This window comes from Bacteroidota bacterium, assembly GCA_016722565.1.
In the GTDB taxonomy this organism is placed as follows: domain Bacteria; phylum Bacteroidota; class Bacteroidia; order 2-12-FULL-35-15; family 2-12-FULL-35-15; genus 2-12-FULL-35-15.
This window is the reverse complement of the sequence record JADKIU010000007.1, coordinates 49,391-66,670: the sequence shown is the minus strand read 5'-3', so window position 1 is coordinate 66,670 and position 17,280 is coordinate 49,391. Positions and strand designations below refer to the sequence as shown.

The window sequence follows — 17,280 nt, the reverse complement described above, 5'->3', positions numbered from 1 at the left end:
CATGATTTTAGTAACAGGCGGTACCGGATTGGTGGGCACTCACTTATTATACGACCTTACACAGTCGGGAAAAAAAGTGCGTGTTATCAAACGTTCGAACAGTAATGTCTCGAACGTAAAGAAGGTGTTTTCCTATTATACAGCCGATACAGAAAGCTTATTAAAGAAGATTGAATGGGTGGATGCCGATTTGCTCGATGTGTATTCGTTAATGGATGTTATGGAAGGTGTGGATCAGGTTTATCATTGTGCGGCAATGGTTTCTTTTGAAAAGAAACATTTGGATGAAATGATGAAAATCAATGTGGAAGGTACAGCTAATATGGTCAATGCTGCACTCGAAAAAGGTGTTAAAAAATTCTGTCACGTAAGTTCCATTGCTTCATTAGGAAGAGCAGAAAAAGGAGGTATGACTTCAGAAACGACACCTTGGAAATCTTCCCCCGAAAATTCAAATTACTCGATAAGTAAATATGCAGCTGAACGTGAAGTGTGGAGAGCTTCTGAGGAAGGATTAAACGTTGTGATTGTCAATCCTTCGTTGATTATGGGCGGAGGAAATTGGACTCAAAGCAGCTCCAATATGTTTACAAAAGGATATAAAGGAATTAAATTTTATTCGGAAGGTACCAATGGTTTTGTGGATGTAAGGGATGTCGCAGCGATTATGATTAAACTTATGGAAAGCGAGATCAGTGGTCAGCGTTTTTTATTGAATGGTGAGAATGCTTCTTTTAGGCATTATTTCGATTTAATCCACCAAGCATTTGGGAAACCGAAATCAGGTATCAAAGCTGGAAAGTTTTTAACCGGATTTGCATGGAGAGCCGAATCGTTGCGTTCATTCTTGACAGGTGCTCCACCCTTGATAACAAAAGAGACTTCTATTTCTGCAAATCGAAAAAGCAGTTTTTCAAATGAGAAATTTCTAAAGGCTTTTCCTGATTATAACTTTATTTCCATGGAACAATCGATTAAGGATACATGTGCTCTTTATTTGCGAGATTTAAAATAGTACGTCAATTCTTTTTTCCAATTCATTACTCAGCTTCATTTTTTCAAACCCCTTATAATTTTTAGATTTTGCTAAAGCAATTTTCAAATCAAAAGATGCTTGAGTTTGTGAAAAAGCAATTCCTTTTTTCAGAAACCGTTCTGCTAAATATTCTTGTTCTGTTTGTCCGGGTGTAGGAATAAAAATGGCTTTTTTACCTAAATATGCTAAATCCATTATTGTTGAGTATCCGCTTCTAGAAAGAATAATTTCTGAATTCAGAATAGCGTTTTGCATTTCATCCGAATTTAAATGCGAAACAATTTTGATGTTTTTAATAGTTTCTGTTTTTGGCTCTGACGCTTTTCCGCAAACAACCAACGCTTTTATATTCGTTTGTAGTAATTGTTCTATAACCAATTTTTCAAAAACACTTCGTTGTGGTTCTGGTCCTGAAATGATTGCTACAATAGTTGTCATTTCGTCCCTATAGCTTTCGGGAGAAACGGAGAAATCGAATCTACTTAACGCTCCAACAAAATAAGTGTTTTTAGGAAGCGGGTAGTGATGCGCCAAATCTCCCGATAGATTATTTTCTCCTTCTGTATCTGGTACCCAACACTCGTCATAATTAGCTATGTACGTTAAAACTTTTTTATGTAAAATGCTTTCTCCAATCGGAGCTTTTATCATGAGTTGATGCGTAATAAAAATGCTTTTTACTTTTTTACTCCAGCAACCATATCTATTATCTGAAATAACGATGTCAATTTTATGTTCATCAATTATTTTATCGAGTTGAGTATGTTCTTCTTTTATTCCGTTTACAATTTTTGGAATAGAAAGCAACATCTTCAGTTTCATGGAACCCGATTTTGGGTATTGAATGTTATAGCCTTTCAGTTGAACAAAAGTTAATTGAGGAAATTCTTGTTTTAAGAGTGCAAGAGGTCCCGCATCTGCAGCAATCACTACTTCGGTATTCTTCTTAAGCAACAAATGAATAATCGGGATGCAGCGGGTCGCATGTCCCAATCCCCAATCCAATGGGCAAATTAATATTCGTTTGTTCTTTTGCATTAATGCTTATTTTTGTAAAATATGGTTAAAGTTAATTAATTTTTCTCTGCTGGCTCTGCGTATTCTTTGTGAGCTCTGAGGTTAAGATGTATTATGAATTTATGGCGAAAAGAAAATTAAAAAAATTTGCAGAAGTATCTTCCTTTGATAATTGTTTCTTCTTGTCGTTTGAGCAAGCAAGGGCAGAAGGGTTGCCGTTAAATGGAAAATGGCATAAAGACTATTTTAAGAACGATCATCCGATAGTTTTGGAATTGGGCTGTGGCAAAGGGGAATATACAGTTGGCTTAGCGAAGCGCTATCCTAATAAAAATTTTATTGGTGTCGATATAAAAGGAAATCGAATTTGGACGGGAGCAAAAACCGCCATTGAAAATAAAATGAACAATGTTGCTTTTATTCGTACACGCATTGATTTTATTGATGCTTGTTTTGCAGCAGGTGAAGTGGATGAAATCTGGATTACGTTTCCTGATCCACAGCCACAAAAAACAAGGACCCGAAATCGATTAACAAATATGATTTTTGTGGAACGCTATCAGCGAATATTGAAAGAAGGGGGAAGTATAAATCTGAAAACAGATAATGAGCCCTTTTATGATTATACCCGCGAAGTTGTGGCAGAAAATAATTTTGAATTATTAGACAGTACGAATGATTTATATGGAGATACAAAAGAAAGGGACGAGGCATTGACAAGTATTAAGACCTATTACGAAAAACTATTTTCTGATAAAGGATTTAAAATTTGTTACTTAAAATTTAGAGTTTAAAATCGTCCTCTCCTTTTTCAAGGAGAGGATAAGAGGAGAGGTAAAATGAATTTAGAAAAACACGAAGATTTTTTTCAAATGGTTTATCAGGTGGTTCGACTTATCCCTAAAGGTCGAGTGACCAGCTATGGTGCCATTGCCAAATATTTGGGTACAGCCCGTTCATCCCGGATGGTTGGGTGGGCAATGAATGCTGCTCATAGCCAGAAAAAGTCGGTTCCGGCACATCGGGTAGTCAACAGGAATGGAGAATTAACCGGAAAACATCATTTTGCGACCCCTTTTTTGATGGCCGAATTGCTGGAAAAAGAAGGAATCAAAGTGGTAAAGGACAAAATAAAAGACTTCGATAAGCACTATTGGGAGCCAATGAAGGAATTGGAGCTCTAAAATTGACATAAAATCGGGATTTTCCCTTATTTTTGTGCCCTGATTTAATTTAATATCAATTATGAAAGTATTACGTTTTTACATTATTTACCGCTTGCCAATCATTTTAATATTGGCGGTTTTGGGTGGCGTTTCTCATTATTATAAAGATCCGATTACTGCATGGATTTGTTACAGCTTGGCTTTTATTTCATTATTACTCTACTTTATGATGGGAACCATGCGTTTGGTGCAGGAAGCGGTTTCAGATGGTGAAGTAGACAAAGCGATGGAATACATCAAGATGATTAAATTTCCGAGATTGCTTTTGAAACCAATCCGCTCTGGATATTACATGTTGCAAAGTAACTTATCACTTGCAACGGATGATTTAACATCTGCAGAAAGCAGTATTCGTAAAAGTTTACAAACAAAATCAAAAATTGTGGGTGATGTTACCGGAACAAATTTGATGCAGTTGGGTTTTATTCAATTAAAGCAAGGAAAAACAAAAGAAGCACGCCAATCATTAATGGATGCTGTGAAAGCGGGTATTCCGGATAAAGACAGTATGGCGGCTGTATATTTACAATTATGCTCTATTGAAATTCAACGCAAGCAAAATAAAATAGGAAAAGAATATTTTAGAAAAGCAAAAGCTTGTAAACCTAAAGCTGATGAAATTGTAAAGCAGTTAAACATGATGGAGAAAAATATTTCCCGTTTACCAGGATAATGTCATTTATTCTAAATGGAAAGCCCTGAGTAATTTTTTACTCAGGGCTTTTTTTATTTCAATAGGTCAGAAAAAAAGAGAGCCGAAGCTCTCTTTTACATATGCATTCAAGTTTGGATTCCCAACAAATCGTCCACTCGAATGATATACTGAATCAACTAATTAAATTTTGCTTTGTCGCGTTTTTGATACAAATATGGACTCGGAGTTACAAATCGTAAAAACACTTCGAAGCCACCTCTGGAGGTACTTACCTTTGTTAAGCCGGAAGTATTAATATCATAACTGCATCCAACTGCGTATTGCCCGAATTCCAACATTACTTTTGCAATCATTGCATCTCTGTTTCTGTAAAATGCACCCAATGAAAACGTAGAACCTTTTACATATCCCGTATACTTTGAATCTTCTTTGAAATTGTATCGAAACATACTTCCAGCAACAAATTCTTGTGTTGAACCCTGCAAGGCATAAAAATAACTTGGCGCAAATGAAAATTTTGTATTGCGTATTCCGATTAAAAATTTTCCATGAACTATATATTTCGCCAACAAACGCTCGCTTGTTTCTGATAAATATTTTTGTTGGGGCGTTGCCAAATGATACATCGAAACACCAATATCCATTTTGAATTGGTCATTCGCACCAATGCCTTTTTCATTGTATCCATAACTATAAAGCATCCCTGCGGCAAAATCCGGATAGATAAATGTTCCACTGGTAAATGTTTCGCCATGGTCTAACGAATTGTCGTACCCTCCCGCTCCATATTGGTCGTTCCAAAGTAATTTGCTATAATCGACTTTGCGTTGAACCACACTTGCTTGCAAACCAAGTGATAAAGAAGATTTACTACTTACCGGAATAAACGTGGCGTAAGAAAGGTTGGCTTGTGTTGTTGCCATATTTCCATCACCGGCCTTATCACTAAAAAAAGAAAGTCCCAAGGCATTTCTGCTAAAAGATTTTTTATAGGTTTTTGTTGCATGATTTCCAACGCTTTCCCAATTGCTTGCCTTTAATTTTAATTCGATGGATGCACCAAATGTTTTATATGGAACGGTAACACTTCTCCATTGATCACGATAAATTGCAGACGCTTTGATAACATGTGTTTGCCCTGTAAGTGCAGGATTAAGCAAGGATGGTGTTTCGTTAAATTGAGAAAAGTGAATGTCCTGTCCAAACATTTTGAATGTGAACACCATGCTCATCCCAAAAATGAGAATGCAGATATTGTTTTTAGTTTTTTTACTCATGTCTAATTTTTTTTAGAATTTGGTATTTACCAAAGGCAAGTTTCAATGATTCGATTTTATCTGTTAACGCATCAATGAGATGTTTCCTTTTTTAGCAATTTTTTCTTCGTTCGGTAATTTGGCTGTGATGTAATACACAAATACTGCAGGGTCTAACATTTTACCTTTGAATATTCCATCCCAACAAAATGCAGGATCTTCTGATTCAAATACCTTTTCTCCCCAGCGATCATAGATAGAAATTGTGAAATCCGTTACACAATCATTCCAGCCTTGCAAACAAATTTTATCATTGTGCCCATCACCATTTGGTGAATATGCATTTGGTACTTTTAAATCGTTTGCACCCGGACAAGGACTTTCGATCGTGATGCGCACGCATGCTGTATCTGCACATCCGTTGGTATCTGTTACGGTTACACAGTAGTCGGTTGTAGCTGTTGGCGTTACAACAATTGCATTTGTGGTAGCTCCTGTTGACCAAACATAGCTTCCTCCACCGCTCGCTGTTAAAGTGGTTGATGTTCCTGAACTAATCGTAATATCTGTTCCTGCACTTGCAATTGGGCCCACACTGTTTGTAACAACTACAGTTGTAGTGGCGGTACATCCGTTTGCCGGATTTGTTGCGGTTACAGTATATGTGCCAGGTAAATTTACTGTTGGGGTAGTGGTAGTGCCTCCGGAGACAATACCAGGACCAGACCAACTAAAAGTTACTCCACTGGTTGTTGAACTCGCATTTATACTTGCTATTCCCGATGTGCAACTGATCGTTGATGATGCAATTGCGGTAACAGTTGGTGGAACACTTGTATTCGTTACAGTTACAGTTGTTGTAGTGGTACAACCATTTGCAGGATCGGTAATGGTTACGGTATATGTTCCTGCTGCATTTACGGTTGGCGAGGCAGTTGTTCCACCTGAAGTAATTCCTGTTCCAGCCCAGTTATATGTTGCACCACTTGTTGTTGAACTTGCTGTGATTGAACCTGAAGTAGTAATACAATCCAATGTTAATGTGCTGCCCGCTGTTACATTTGGAGAGGTAGTGTTACTTGTTACGGTTACAGTTGTACTAGCAGTGCATCCGTTTGCAGGGTCAGTAATCGTTACAGTGTATGTTCCTGCAGCATTTACAGTTGGCGAGGAGCTGGTACCTCCGGCTGTAATACCTGTTCCACTCCAGCTATAGGTTGCACCAACAGTTGTTGAACTTGCGCTGATTGTTCCACTCGTTGTTGTGCATCCCAATGTTAATGGTGTTCCTGATGTTGCTGTTGGTGGAGTTGTATTATTAGTTACTGTAACTGTTTGTTGTGATGCACATCCTGTTCCTAAATCAGTAATGGTTAACGTATATGTTCCTGCTGTACTAACTGTATTTGTTGGTGTAGCCGGACCACCAGTCCATTGATAACTTACACCAGGAGTTGTTGAGCTTCCTGTTAAAGTAACGGAAGAGGTTGTGCACGTAATGTCGCTCGGACTAGCAATGCTGATATTGGGTAATGCACCTGAAGCAGTTACGGTTACTGTTGAAGTTGCAGTACAACCATTTGTTGTATTTGTTGCTGTTACGGTGTATGTGCCTGCCGCGCCAACTGTAGCGGGGTTTGCAGCATTGATTAAACTTCCGCCATTCCACACCATGGTGCTGCCGGCACTTGTTCCGGTAAGTGTTGCACTTGCAGAGATACAATCAATGTTGTTGCTGCTTGCTGCAGATACGGTTGGAGGAATGGTATTGGTAGATACGGTTACTGTTGAAGTAGATGTACAGCCATTTGCTGCATCTGTTGAAGTTACAGTGTAGGTGCCTGCTGTACTTACTGCTGCCGGATTTGAAGCATTACTTAACGCTCCGCCATTCCATACCATTGTTCCTGCACTTGTTCCTGTTAATGTAACACTTGATGCTGTACAGGTAATATTTCCTGATGTTGCAGATGAAACTGTTGGAGGAGTTGTATTGCTAGAAACGGAAACAGTTTGCGTTGAAGTACAACCATTGCTCGGGTCAGTAACGGTTAATGTATACGTTGCTCCAGAAGATACCGGATAGGTTGCAGTACCCGGACCGCTTGTCCATTGGTACGTTGCACCCGGAGTTGTTGAGCTTCCTGTTAATGTTACGCTGGTTGTGGTGCAAGTTAGTTGTGAAGGGGATGCAATACTAATATTTGGAACAGTACCGCTCGATGTAATGGTTACTGTTGATGTGGCTGTACATCCGTTTGCAGGATTTGTTGCCGTAACCGTATATGTTCCGGCAGCACTCACTGTTGCAGGATTAGCAGCATTACTTAATGCTCCACCATTCCAAACCATTGTGCTTCCCGCACTTGTTCCGGTTAATGTTGCTGTTGTGGTTGTACAATTAATATTGTTGCTACTTGCTGAACTAACTGTTGGCGGAGTTGTATTAGAGGTGATGGTAACTGTTGATGTATTCGTGCAACCGTTTACTAAACTTGTTGATGTCACAGTATATGTTCCGATTGCACTCACAGTTGCAGGATTTGATGCATTCACAAGAGAACCACCATTCCATACCATCGTGCTTCCTAAGCTGGTTCCTGTTAATGTAGCTGTTAACGCAGTACATGTTAAATTTCCGGAGGAAGCGGAAGAAACTGTTGGAGGTGTTGTATTGCTATTAATTGTTACTGTAGATGTAGCAGTACATCCATTGGATGCATTTGTAGAAGTAACGGTATACGTTCCTGCAGCACTTACGGAGGCAGGATTAGCAGCATTGCTTAATGCACCACCATTCCACACCATTGTTCCGGACCCTGTTCCTGTTAATGTTGAACTCAGTGTTGTACATGTTAAATTTCCAGAGCTGGATGAAGATACAGTTGGCGGAGTGGTGTTTCCGGTAATGGTCACAGTAGAAGTTGAAGTACATCCGTTCGCAGGATTTGTTGCAGTAACGGTATATGTTCCTGCAGCGCTTACAGATGCTGGATTTGCTGCATTACTCAAGGTTCCTCCGTTCCACACCATTGTACTTCCTGCACTTGTTCCTGTTAATGTTGCGGTAGTTGTTGTGCAATTGATATTGTTACTGCTTGCTGAGCTAACTGTTGGTGGAGTGGTGTTCATAGTTGCAACAACAGTTGCTGTGCTGGTACATCCTGAACTTGTATTCGTAACGGTAACAGTGTAAGTTCCCGATGTTGTAATAGTTGGTGTTGCTGTTCCTCCACCACCTGAAATTCCAGCTCCTGCCCAGCTGAAAGAGACCGGTGAACTGGATGAAGATGCAGAGATAGTAGGTGAACTACAGGTAACGGTTTGTGCAGCGGTTGCTGAAACATTCGGTGGCGTTCCACTTGCTGCAACAGTATATGTGGCAGTAGAGCTGCAACTTCCAGGATTGATGGTCACTGTATATGTTCCAGCTCCGGTAACGGATGTGCTTGCCGCAGTGGGTGAAACAATTGTTGAACCACCTGGTCCTGCCCACGAATACGTTGGTGAACCAGCAGAGGTTGTTGCTGTTAATGTTGTGGTAGTTGATCCGCAAGGAATTGCTCCTGCTGCTATGGATGCTGTTGGTGCAGCTGTTCCGGTGATGGGTGAAATAAAAATGTATTGGTATTGTGATATCCCATAACGATATGGCGATACACTGGGTGGCGGACAATGTGTTGGAATATCTTGATTTGAATACACAATTGTAATCGTTGAAATTCGTTGTCCGGCAACTCCAACAGAAATTGCTTGGTTTGCACATTGTCCATTTATTCCGTTTGCAATTAAAACTCTGGAGCTTCCAACAACGGTGTTGTCTATTGGTCCAGTGGTGGTTGCTGTTGGCAAAACAGCAGCTGCTAAATTGTCGGTAGCTGAAATGCTAACTTTATCTTGATAGTTTACATAATTTAAAGAGCCATCGTTGTAAAATGTTTCAGTAACATCATAAATGTTAAACGTAACAGGAGCACAAAGTGGAGTAGGGAATGTTATTGTAACAGTGATGCTGTTGTTCCAAACTGCAGTCCCTGCGCCATTTCCGGCTCCACTCATTTCTAAACGTAAACCAGTGTAAGGCGAACAATTTTGAGCAATATTACCCGCAGTACCAGAAATAGGAGAAGTACCACCTGCTGTACTAGCGCGCACATCTTTCGACCCTCCGCCTGCTGTTGACATGGTCATGTTGAAAGTAGCAGAAGGATTCCAAGTAGCTCCATTACTTGGATAGCCTACCCAGGTGAATGTTTGTGCATTCAATACAATGCAAAAAAATAGTCCAAATACTAATAATAAAATTTTTTGAATTCGTTTCATGGTCGAAGAGTTTACGTAGAACAAATTTCAATTTTCAAAAACATCCAAACAAGGGGGCTGCCCCCTTATCTGTCCAAATTTGTGGTTGGCAAAAAAATGAATTCTTTTTATTGTTATATTTAAGAAATGAAACGTGTTTAATTTCATCCATGAGAAAAGTCCAACTCCTTTTTTTCTGTTTTTTATTATTTGTTTTGCCTTCTAAAGCAAGCTATTCACCTGCAATCAATAAGTTGATACGGGAAGTAAAGGAAGCGTCTTATTATGATTCTGCTAAATTGTTCAAGGTAGGTGAACAAACAATTAAACAGGCAATCGCCTCTTCTTCTCAGGATGCGGTTGCGGAAGTACATTTGTATTATGGAAACTATTTTTTTTATGTCCGCAATCTCGAAAAGGCAAAAAAATATTTTGAACAATCTTTAGAAGAATCAAAAAAATGGAAGAATTCACATATTGAAATTCTTTCTGAAATTCGATTGTTGTTTTTGGAGTTTGAAACAGGAAGTTCAGAACAGGTGGAGAAAGATTTATACACTTTATTAGAAAAGTCGAAACAAATTGGTGATTTTGAAAATGTAGCAGAGTTGTATAACTTGTTGGGCATTATCAAACAAGATAAAAGTGATGCTCAGGCTGCTGTTAAGTATTATCTGGAAGGGTTAACAATTTCTGAAATTCATAATTTAAATTATTATCCGGCTGTTTTTAGAAATAATTTAGGGTTGATAAAATTAGGACTTGGACAAACCAAAGAAGCATTAGAAGATTTTGAAAAGGGATTGATAATTGCAGAAAGAGAAAACAGCAAACGCCTAGCAGGTCACATTCAAATGAACATTTGTTTGGCCTATGTCTCGGATAATAAACCTGAAAAAGCCTATCCATTATTTGAAAAAGTAATTCAATATTCTCGTCAGAATAACTTGCACCAAGAACTAGCCAGCAATTTTATTAACCTCGCCTCAGCTTTTTCGAATGCTGGACAAAATGATAAAGCCATTTCGTACATTGATTCTGCAATTGTCGTGTTGAAACAGCACCATTTTGATAAAGAACTTGCCAAGGCATATTTAAATAAAGCCAATGTTTTTGTAATGATGAATCGAATTCCGGTAGCTGAAGCTTTACTTTTAGAGATTGAGCAATTGACAAGTAAAACCGGGAATTTGGAAGATTTATCTTCCTATTACTTCATGAAATACCGCGTTGAATCGAGCCAACAAAAGTACGAACTGGCCCTGGAAAGTTATTTGAAGTATTCGAAATTGAAGGACAGTTTATCCGGCCAAATTAACGATAAGGTGATTGCTCAATTGCAGCAAAATCAAAAGATTCAGAAAAAAGAAATTGAACTTGAGAAGGAAAAATTGAACTCCATTATTTTGGAAAAACAAACGCAAGAGGAACGTTATCTTAAATGGATTAGTATTGGTAGTGCGCTAATTGTGATTATTCTCCTGATAAGTATTTTGTCGTGGCGATATTCTAAAAAGATAAAGGAAAAACAGCAACAATTTAGTCAGCAACTGATTCAAAACATTGAGGAGGAGCGATTGCGCATTTCAAGAGATTTGCACGATGATATCGGTCAATCGTTGTCTGTTATCAAAGCAAAAATGATAAAAGAACAGCAAGGCTCTAAGGAGCCTTCTCATCAAATGGAGATTGAGTTGGGACGGGTGATTGAGCAAACGAGAGAGATTTCACGTAACTTATATCCTACCAATCTTGAAAAAATTGGTTTGGGACGTTCTGTTGCTGCATTGATGGAAAGTATTCAGTCGGCAACAAAAATGGAATGTAGTTTTGAAATTCCAAACGGAGTAGAAGCATTGCCCATTTCAATTCAAACGCATTTGTTTCGGATTATTCAGGAATGCACGAACAACACCATTAAACATTCCGGAGCAAGCGGATTAAAACTATCCATATCAGAAAAGGGAGAAGAGTTTGTGTTGCTATACCAAGATAACGGTATGGGTCTAAAAAATAAGAAGCACCATCTGGGAATCGGTTTACTTTCGATGCAGGAACGTGCAAAAATTATCAATGGTTCTATTGATATTGATGATAAAGTGGAGAAAGGATTCAAATTAATTCTTAAATTTAAGGTAGCCTAAAGTGAAAAAAATGAAACTCCTTATTGCCGATGATCATCCTATTTTTAGAAAGGGCCTGAAAGATATTCTGGAGGGTTCATTTTCGGATATTCAGATTATCGAGTGTAGGAATGGGAGAGAAGCGTTGGATGCAATAAAAAAAGAGAAACCGGAGATTTCCATCTTGGATATCAATATGCCGGAATTAAATGGAATCGAAGTATCTACGATTGTTACAAAAGAAAAATTATCAACTCGGATTGTGATTCTTACCATGTATCGCGATAGAGAAATGGTTAAAAAAGCGATGGATTCGGGCGCTTACAGTTATATTCTAAAAGATTTTGCTGCCAACGAAATCATCGATTGTATAGGTAAAGTCTCTCAAGACGAAAAGTACATTGGTCCCGAATTGCAAGCCTATTACTCAGATTTTGTAGAGTCGGATAAAAAGAAAATTGAATTATTATTTTTATTGAAAAATCTCAGTCAGGCAGAGTTAAAAACCTTGAAATTGGTGAGCCAGAATAAGACAACAAAAGAAATTGCAGAGTTATTGTTCTTGTCTGAAAAAACAATCGAAAATTATCGGTCAAAAATTTGTCAGAAATTGCAACTACCTCCACGTAATAATTCGTTGGTATTGTGGATTAGTGAAAACAAAGAATTGCTGGTTGGTATAAGTGAATTCTAATCCATGTTCATATATTCTTCAAATGGAATTCCTTTTTTAAATTCATCTGAATAAATATATTTTTTGATGTGATCAGCCCAACCTTTGTGTGATTTACGTTTATCTAAAATGGCTGGGTCGAAAGCTTTGCTGAAATGCACTTTGATGGTACGATTTCTTTGTTTAAACATTTCATCCGGTAAAAAAAGCATTTCGATATTTGCTTTAATACCAATGCGTTTACGGAATTGAGCAAAGTTGTAAAAGAATTTTGAGTTTTGTCCTTCAATAAAAACTGGAACAATCATTCGTTTGTGGTCAATGGCTTGGGTGACAAAACTTTTTTTCCAGTCTAAGTCCATGATTTTCCCATTTTGTTTTCTGGAAACCAATCCTGCAGGAAAAAATCCGATGGCTTCATCCGTAAGTAAAACACTTTCAATAGTTCTTAAAGAAGTTGCAGAGGTGGATTTTATTTTGTTGATGCCGATAAAAACATCACCATAATTTTTAAGATTTTTTAAAACGTCATTTACCACAAAATGGATATCCGGTCGAACTTCGGCAATTGTTTTCACAAAGGCCATTCCATCTAATCCGCCAAGTGGGTGATTAGCAGCTAAAATGATTCCTCCTTCTTTTGGAATAAAATGTGAGTTGGTGGATTCAATTTTAGCGCCTAATTTTTCTAGTCCTTTATTATTGAATTCAACACCATACACATCTTTCAAATCAATCATGAGTGTATTGATATCATCTTCATGAAGTTTGCGTTTTAGCCAATTCAGAACAAAGCGAGGCATCCATTTTTTTAGTCCGGGTGCTTTCTCTCTTAGAACTTTATCTACGTCTATAAATTTTTGTGGCGTTGTCATAAATTGGGAACAATCCTATTCAGGAGTATTTATTTTTTTTAATTCTTTTTCAAGGGTGCGAATTCTATCGTTTACTTTTTGAAAACTTCTAAAAAGCACATAGCTTCTTTGGAAATCTCCAATGGCAAAAGCCGGTGATCCTTGCACAACCAATCCTTCTGTTTCGATGCTGTTTCCAACACCGGATTGTCCGGCAATTTTTACACCATCCGCAATTTTTAAATGTCCGATAACTCCGGCTTGTCCACCCATCATCACATTTTTTCCGAGTTTGGTTGAGCCTGCAACAAATGAACCTCCTGCCAAGATACAATTTTCACCCAATTCAACATTGTGCGCAATTTGCACCAAGTTATCCAGTTTAGAGCCTTTGCGGATAATGGTTGATCCCATTGTTGCTCTGTCGATAGAGGTATTTGATCCAATCTCTACATGATCTTCGATGATCACATTTCCGATCTGAGGTACTTTTTTGTAATTGTTTTCCGCGTTTGGAGCAAAACCAAATCCATCGCTACCAACAACAGTGCTGGCATGGATGGTGCAATCGTTTCCAATAACACAATCGTAATAAATTTTTACTCCTGAAAAGAAAACGCAATCATCACCAATGGTAACATTGTCGCCAATATAACAATGCGGATAAATTTTAACATTGTTCCCGATTTTTACATTTTCACCGATATAGGCAAATGCTCCAACATAACAATCCTTACCCAATTTGGCAGTACTTGCAACAAAGGATGGTTGTTCGATACCTTTTTTATCGTGTTTGAATTTATGATAAATTTCTAAAAGCTTTGCGAAACTTGAATAAGAATCTTCTACACGGATCAGTGTAAGTGTTGGTTTTACCGGTTTTTCAAGCACCAAGGATTTGTTTACAATGGCAGCTGAGGCATCAGTTTCGTAAATATACTGTGTATACAAAGGGTTGGAGAGAAACGACAAGGTTCCTAACTTACCTTCTTCAATCTTAGCAAGTCCGGATACTTCAACTTCTCCGTTTCCTTCAACAGTTCCTCCCAATAAATCGGCTATTTGTTTTGCTGTAAATTTCATGTGAAAATGGTGTTTTTAGCACCTAAAAATACTAATAATTCAGGAATTGGCAATATAGGAACTCTTGCAAAATTTGGTACCTTTGTAATCCTTTAAAATCAAGGTTTCGTAGTTCAACGGATAGAATAGAAGTTTCCTAAACTTTTGATCCCAGTTCGATTCTGGGCGAGACCACATAGGCCGTTTCCTAATAATTAATAGCGTTGACTGTCCAATAAATTCATTCAAATAATATTTAGATTAAGCCCAATTATTTTTTATTGTCCTTCAACAAGCCTTCAATTCGTAATAAGCTTTCTTTTATTTCTACTAATACATTTTGGTTGTCGTGATTGCCTTGTGTGTTTTTTAGCAGTGTGCGTTGTTCCAATACTTTTAATCGAAAATCTTGTGCTTCTTTTATTCCAACTAAACTCATTTGATGCGACATATGTGCTGAGCCTCCAGCTGTCTCAACTTTTAAAACACATAAATTAAAATGTCTCAAAACGGGACCTTCAATGAATGCCATATCTTGAATGTTTTCCAATGGAATCGTTTTTTCAAATTGTACAATGATCCCTTTTTTAAAACGTAAATTTTTATCTGTTAATACACATTCCAACTTGTCAAAATAATGACGTGAATACCATTGTCCCACGCCACAAAGCCAAATAATGCAAAGCGGGATACCTATAATGGAAATAAATAGAAAAAATGCAACATACAATAAAATGTAGGTGCGTAAAACAGAATTGAATTCTGCTTTTTGAATGATTGTTCCTTCGCTATTGGTCATGGTATTGTTTTTAATAGTTAGTGCGGTTCTCGACTCCGCTCGAACTTGCCTTTAGCACTGTCACTTCGAGCGGAGTCGAGAAGTCTGCCTGTCAAAAATGTCTTACAAATTTTGCATAAAGTAATCCGTTACTTTTTGATATAAGTGCTCACGTTCTTTTCCTAAAACATTGTGTTCGTGACCGGGATAGACAAAATAATCGACTTGTTTATTTTTTTCAACACAGGCTTTGATATATTGGATGCTGTGCTGCCAAACAACAGTGCCATCTTGTGCACCGTGAATGATTAATAATTTTCCTTTTAAATTGTCAATATGATTTATTGTTCTTGATTCGGCATACCCTTTTGGATTCGATTGCGGTGTTCCCATGTAGCGTTCGGTATACATCACTTCATAATAGCTCCAATCGACAACCGGTCCACCTGCCACACCTGCTTTAAACACCTCCGGATAGCGTGTCATAATGCTGGTCGACATAAATCCTCCATAACTCCAACCAAAAATACCCATTCGGTTTGCATCCACATATTTTTGAGATTTTAAAAAATTCACACCAACCATTTGATCTTTCATTTCTACTGTACCGCAATTGTGGAAAATGGCTTGCTCGAATGCTAATCCTCTATTGGCACTTCCTCTTCCATCAATCGTGAAAACTACAAAACCTCTTTCTGCCATGTATTGAAACCAATAATCGCCACCACCATTCCAGGTATTGTTAATCATTTGCGCTCCAGGGCCATTATACAAATAAACAATCACCGGATATTTTTTTGTTGAGTCAAATGCAACGGGTTTAAATAATCTGCAAAATAAATCGTCACCACTTTCACTTTTTAAAGTGAACAAACTCATTTGTCCGAGTTTATAATCTGCTAATGGATTTTTTGCGGTGTGAATTGTTTTAGATTTTTTCCCGTTGGTGCTTACGATGTTTGTGTTGCGCGGAATCGTTGTGCTTTGGAAGTTGTCGATGATGTAATTTCCTTTACTGCTCAATGCACTTGTATGCGTTCCTTCACCGGATGTGATCCGTGTTGTTTTTCCGGTTTTCACTTCTACGGAATAAAAATTTCGGGTAATGCCACTTTCAGTTGTGGAAGAATAAAACACTTTAGTGCCTTTTGCATCAAAACCAGCTAAGTCGGTGATGATCCAATTTCCTTTGGTCAATTGTTTTACAAGTGTTCCATCTGCATTATACAAATAGAGATGATTGAATCCATCACGTTCACTTTGCCAGATAAACTGTCCGGAAGCATTCGGTAAAAAGACCATCGGATGCATGGGGTGAACATACTTTTCGTGTTTTTCTGCAAACAATGTTTTTTCAAATAATCCGGTAGCAACATTGTAAGAGTTTAATTTCATTTCATTCTGTTCACGATTTAAAACTGCGATGTAAATGTGTTGCTCGTCTTTGCTCCATGCAATGTTGGTGAGGTATTGTTCTTTCGGTTCGCCTGTTTTTAAGAAAACCGTTTTGCCACTGCTCACATTATAAATACCCACAGTTACTTCATGACTTTTATCTCCAGCCATTGGGTATTTGATGTTTACATTTTTTGCAGGACGGGATGTCCAGTCGATAATTGGATAGTCGGTTACCATCGTTTGATCCATGCGGTAAAAAGCAAGTAAGTTACCTGCTGGCGACCAAAAAGTACCTTTGGAAATTCCGAATTCATCACGGTGAACAGATTGTCCATTTACTATGTTTTCATCTTTATCGTTTGTGACGATTAAATTGTTCTTACCATCAAACACAAATAAATTATTTTTAACGGTAAATGCAATAAATCGTGTTTTGTCTGCAACATCTATTCCCACTGCTGTAGATTCGATTGTGCCTTCGTTGATGATTTTTTTTGTTTTAATGTCATAAACTAAAAACAAGTGTTTCTCCTCTTTGAAAGCCTCAAATGAAAATTGTTTCTCGTTTTTCCACTTGAGTAGTGGAAAGTTTTTGAAGGGTGTCAGATCGATTTTTTTTACTTCTTCATTCAGAATTGCCAAAGAAACTGCTTGAGTTACTTTTCCATCAGAAGCATTGCAAATAAATAATTCTTGCACTTCGCCTGGATTTACATAAGAGTAGGAGTCGGTGTTTTTTACCCACATCAACTGACTTAGCCTGGATGGCGCGAGCGTGCTGCGCTGTTTCACAACAGCTTCTTCCATTGTTAAAAGTTTTTCCTGAGCAATGCTTGTTTGAAAAAATACAGCAAGCAAGAAAACGAAGAGTGTAATTTTTTTCATAATAGTGGATTAAAT

At 37.8% G+C, this 17,280-nt stretch carries 13 protein-coding genes and 1 tRNA gene; 7 read left to right on the top strand and 7 right to left on the bottom strand.

The window, feature by feature from the left end; genetic code table 11:
- The first annotated feature begins 1 nt into the window (after position 1).
- Positions 2-1,015: an NAD-dependent epimerase/dehydratase family protein gene (locus tag IPP64_15020; protein ID MBL0330680.1), complete on the top strand. Its 1,014-nt coding sequence runs from the start codon at positions 2-4 to the stop codon at positions 1,013-1,015.
- Here IPP64_15020 and IPP64_15015 read toward each other — a convergent pair.
- Positions 1,007-2,074, bottom strand: a complete 1,068-nt coding sequence (locus tag IPP64_15015; GenBank protein ID MBL0330679.1) for a glycosyltransferase — start codon at positions 2,072-2,074, stop codon at positions 1,007-1,009. The genes IPP64_15020 and IPP64_15015 overlap by 9 nt on opposite strands.
- A 101-nt stretch (positions 2,075-2,175) precedes the next feature.
- Here IPP64_15015 and trmB point away from each other — a divergent pair, with 101 nt between their 5' ends.
- The 3 genes from trmB (at position 2,176) to IPP64_15000 (ending at position 3,952) form a co-directional block, all read left to right on the top strand.
- Positions 2,176-2,847 (top strand): tRNA (guanosine(46)-N7)-methyltransferase TrmB, encoded by a 672-nt coding sequence (trmB, locus tag IPP64_15010; GenBank protein MBL0330678.1) that lies wholly within the window; start codon positions 2,176-2,178, stop codon positions 2,845-2,847.
- A gap of 45 nt (positions 2,848-2,892) precedes the next feature.
- Positions 2,893-3,237, top strand: a complete 345-nt coding sequence (locus tag IPP64_15005) for an MGMT family protein (protein MBL0330677.1) — start codon at positions 2,893-2,895, stop codon at positions 3,235-3,237.
- A 61-nt stretch (positions 3,238-3,298) separates the two neighbouring features.
- Entirely contained in the window at positions 3,299-3,952 is a 654-nt protein-coding gene (locus tag IPP64_15000) for a hypothetical protein (protein MBL0330676.1), read from the top strand.
- Between the two features lie 158 nt (positions 3,953-4,110).
- Here IPP64_15000 and IPP64_14995 read toward each other — a convergent pair whose 3' ends face one another.
- Both IPP64_14995 and IPP64_14990 read right to left on the bottom strand, forming a co-directional pair.
- On the bottom strand, positions 4,111-5,211 hold the full coding sequence (locus IPP64_14995) for a PorP/SprF family type IX secretion system membrane protein (GenBank protein ID MBL0330675.1): 1,101 nt from the start codon (positions 5,209-5,211) through the stop codon (positions 4,111-4,113).
- Between the two features lie 63 nt (positions 5,212-5,274).
- The gene (locus tag IPP64_14990; protein ID MBL0330674.1) at positions 5,275-9,513 is read right to left on the bottom strand and encodes a gliding motility-associated C-terminal domain-containing protein; all 4,239 of its coding nucleotides are present in this window, start codon (positions 9,511-9,513) and stop codon (positions 5,275-5,277) included.
- A gap of 194 nt (positions 9,514-9,707) precedes the next feature.
- Between IPP64_14990 and IPP64_14985 the strand changes: the two genes are divergently transcribed.
- Both IPP64_14985 and IPP64_14980 read left to right on the top strand, forming a co-directional pair.
- A complete protein-coding gene (locus IPP64_14985; protein ID MBL0330673.1) occupies positions 9,708-11,636 on the top strand; it encodes a sensor histidine kinase in 1,929 nt (642 codons plus the stop codon).
- A 10-nt stretch (positions 11,637-11,646) separates the two neighbouring features.
- A complete protein-coding gene (locus IPP64_14980) occupies positions 11,647-12,309 on the top strand; it encodes a response regulator transcription factor (GenBank protein ID MBL0330672.1) in 663 nt (220 codons plus the stop codon).
- Here IPP64_14980 and IPP64_14975 read toward each other — a convergent pair.
- Positions 12,306-13,163 carry a 1-acyl-sn-glycerol-3-phosphate acyltransferase gene (locus tag IPP64_14975; GenBank protein ID MBL0330671.1) on the bottom strand — a complete coding sequence of 286 codons (858 nt, stop codon included), beginning with the start codon at positions 13,161-13,163 and terminating at the stop codon, positions 12,306-12,308. The genes IPP64_14980 and IPP64_14975 overlap by 4 nt on opposite strands.
- A gap of 15 nt (positions 13,164-13,178) precedes the next feature.
- A complete protein-coding gene (gene lpxD / locus IPP64_14970; GenBank protein MBL0330670.1) occupies positions 13,179-14,225 on the bottom strand; it encodes a UDP-3-O-(3-hydroxymyristoyl)glucosamine N-acyltransferase in 1,047 nt (348 codons plus the stop codon).
- Positions 14,226-14,327: 102 nt separating this feature from the next.
- Here lpxD and IPP64_14965 point away from each other — a divergent pair.
- Positions 14,328-14,399: transfer RNA gene (locus tag IPP64_14965), tRNA-Arg, on the top strand.
- Between the two features lie 76 nt (positions 14,400-14,475).
- On the opposite strand, the gene IPP64_14960 is transcribed toward IPP64_14965, so the two are convergent.
- Together IPP64_14960 and IPP64_14955 are read right to left on the bottom strand one after the other, a co-directional pair.
- Positions 14,476-15,003: a PH domain-containing protein gene (locus tag IPP64_14960; GenBank protein ID MBL0330669.1), complete on the bottom strand. Its 528-nt coding sequence runs from the start codon at positions 15,001-15,003 to the stop codon at positions 14,476-14,478.
- Positions 15,004-15,105: 102 nt separating this feature from the next.
- Positions 15,106-17,265 carry a S9 family peptidase gene (locus tag IPP64_14955; protein ID MBL0330668.1) on the bottom strand — a complete coding sequence of 720 codons (2,160 nt, stop codon included), beginning with the start codon at positions 17,263-17,265 and terminating at the stop codon, positions 15,106-15,108.
- Positions 17,266-17,280: the final 15 nt, after the last annotated feature.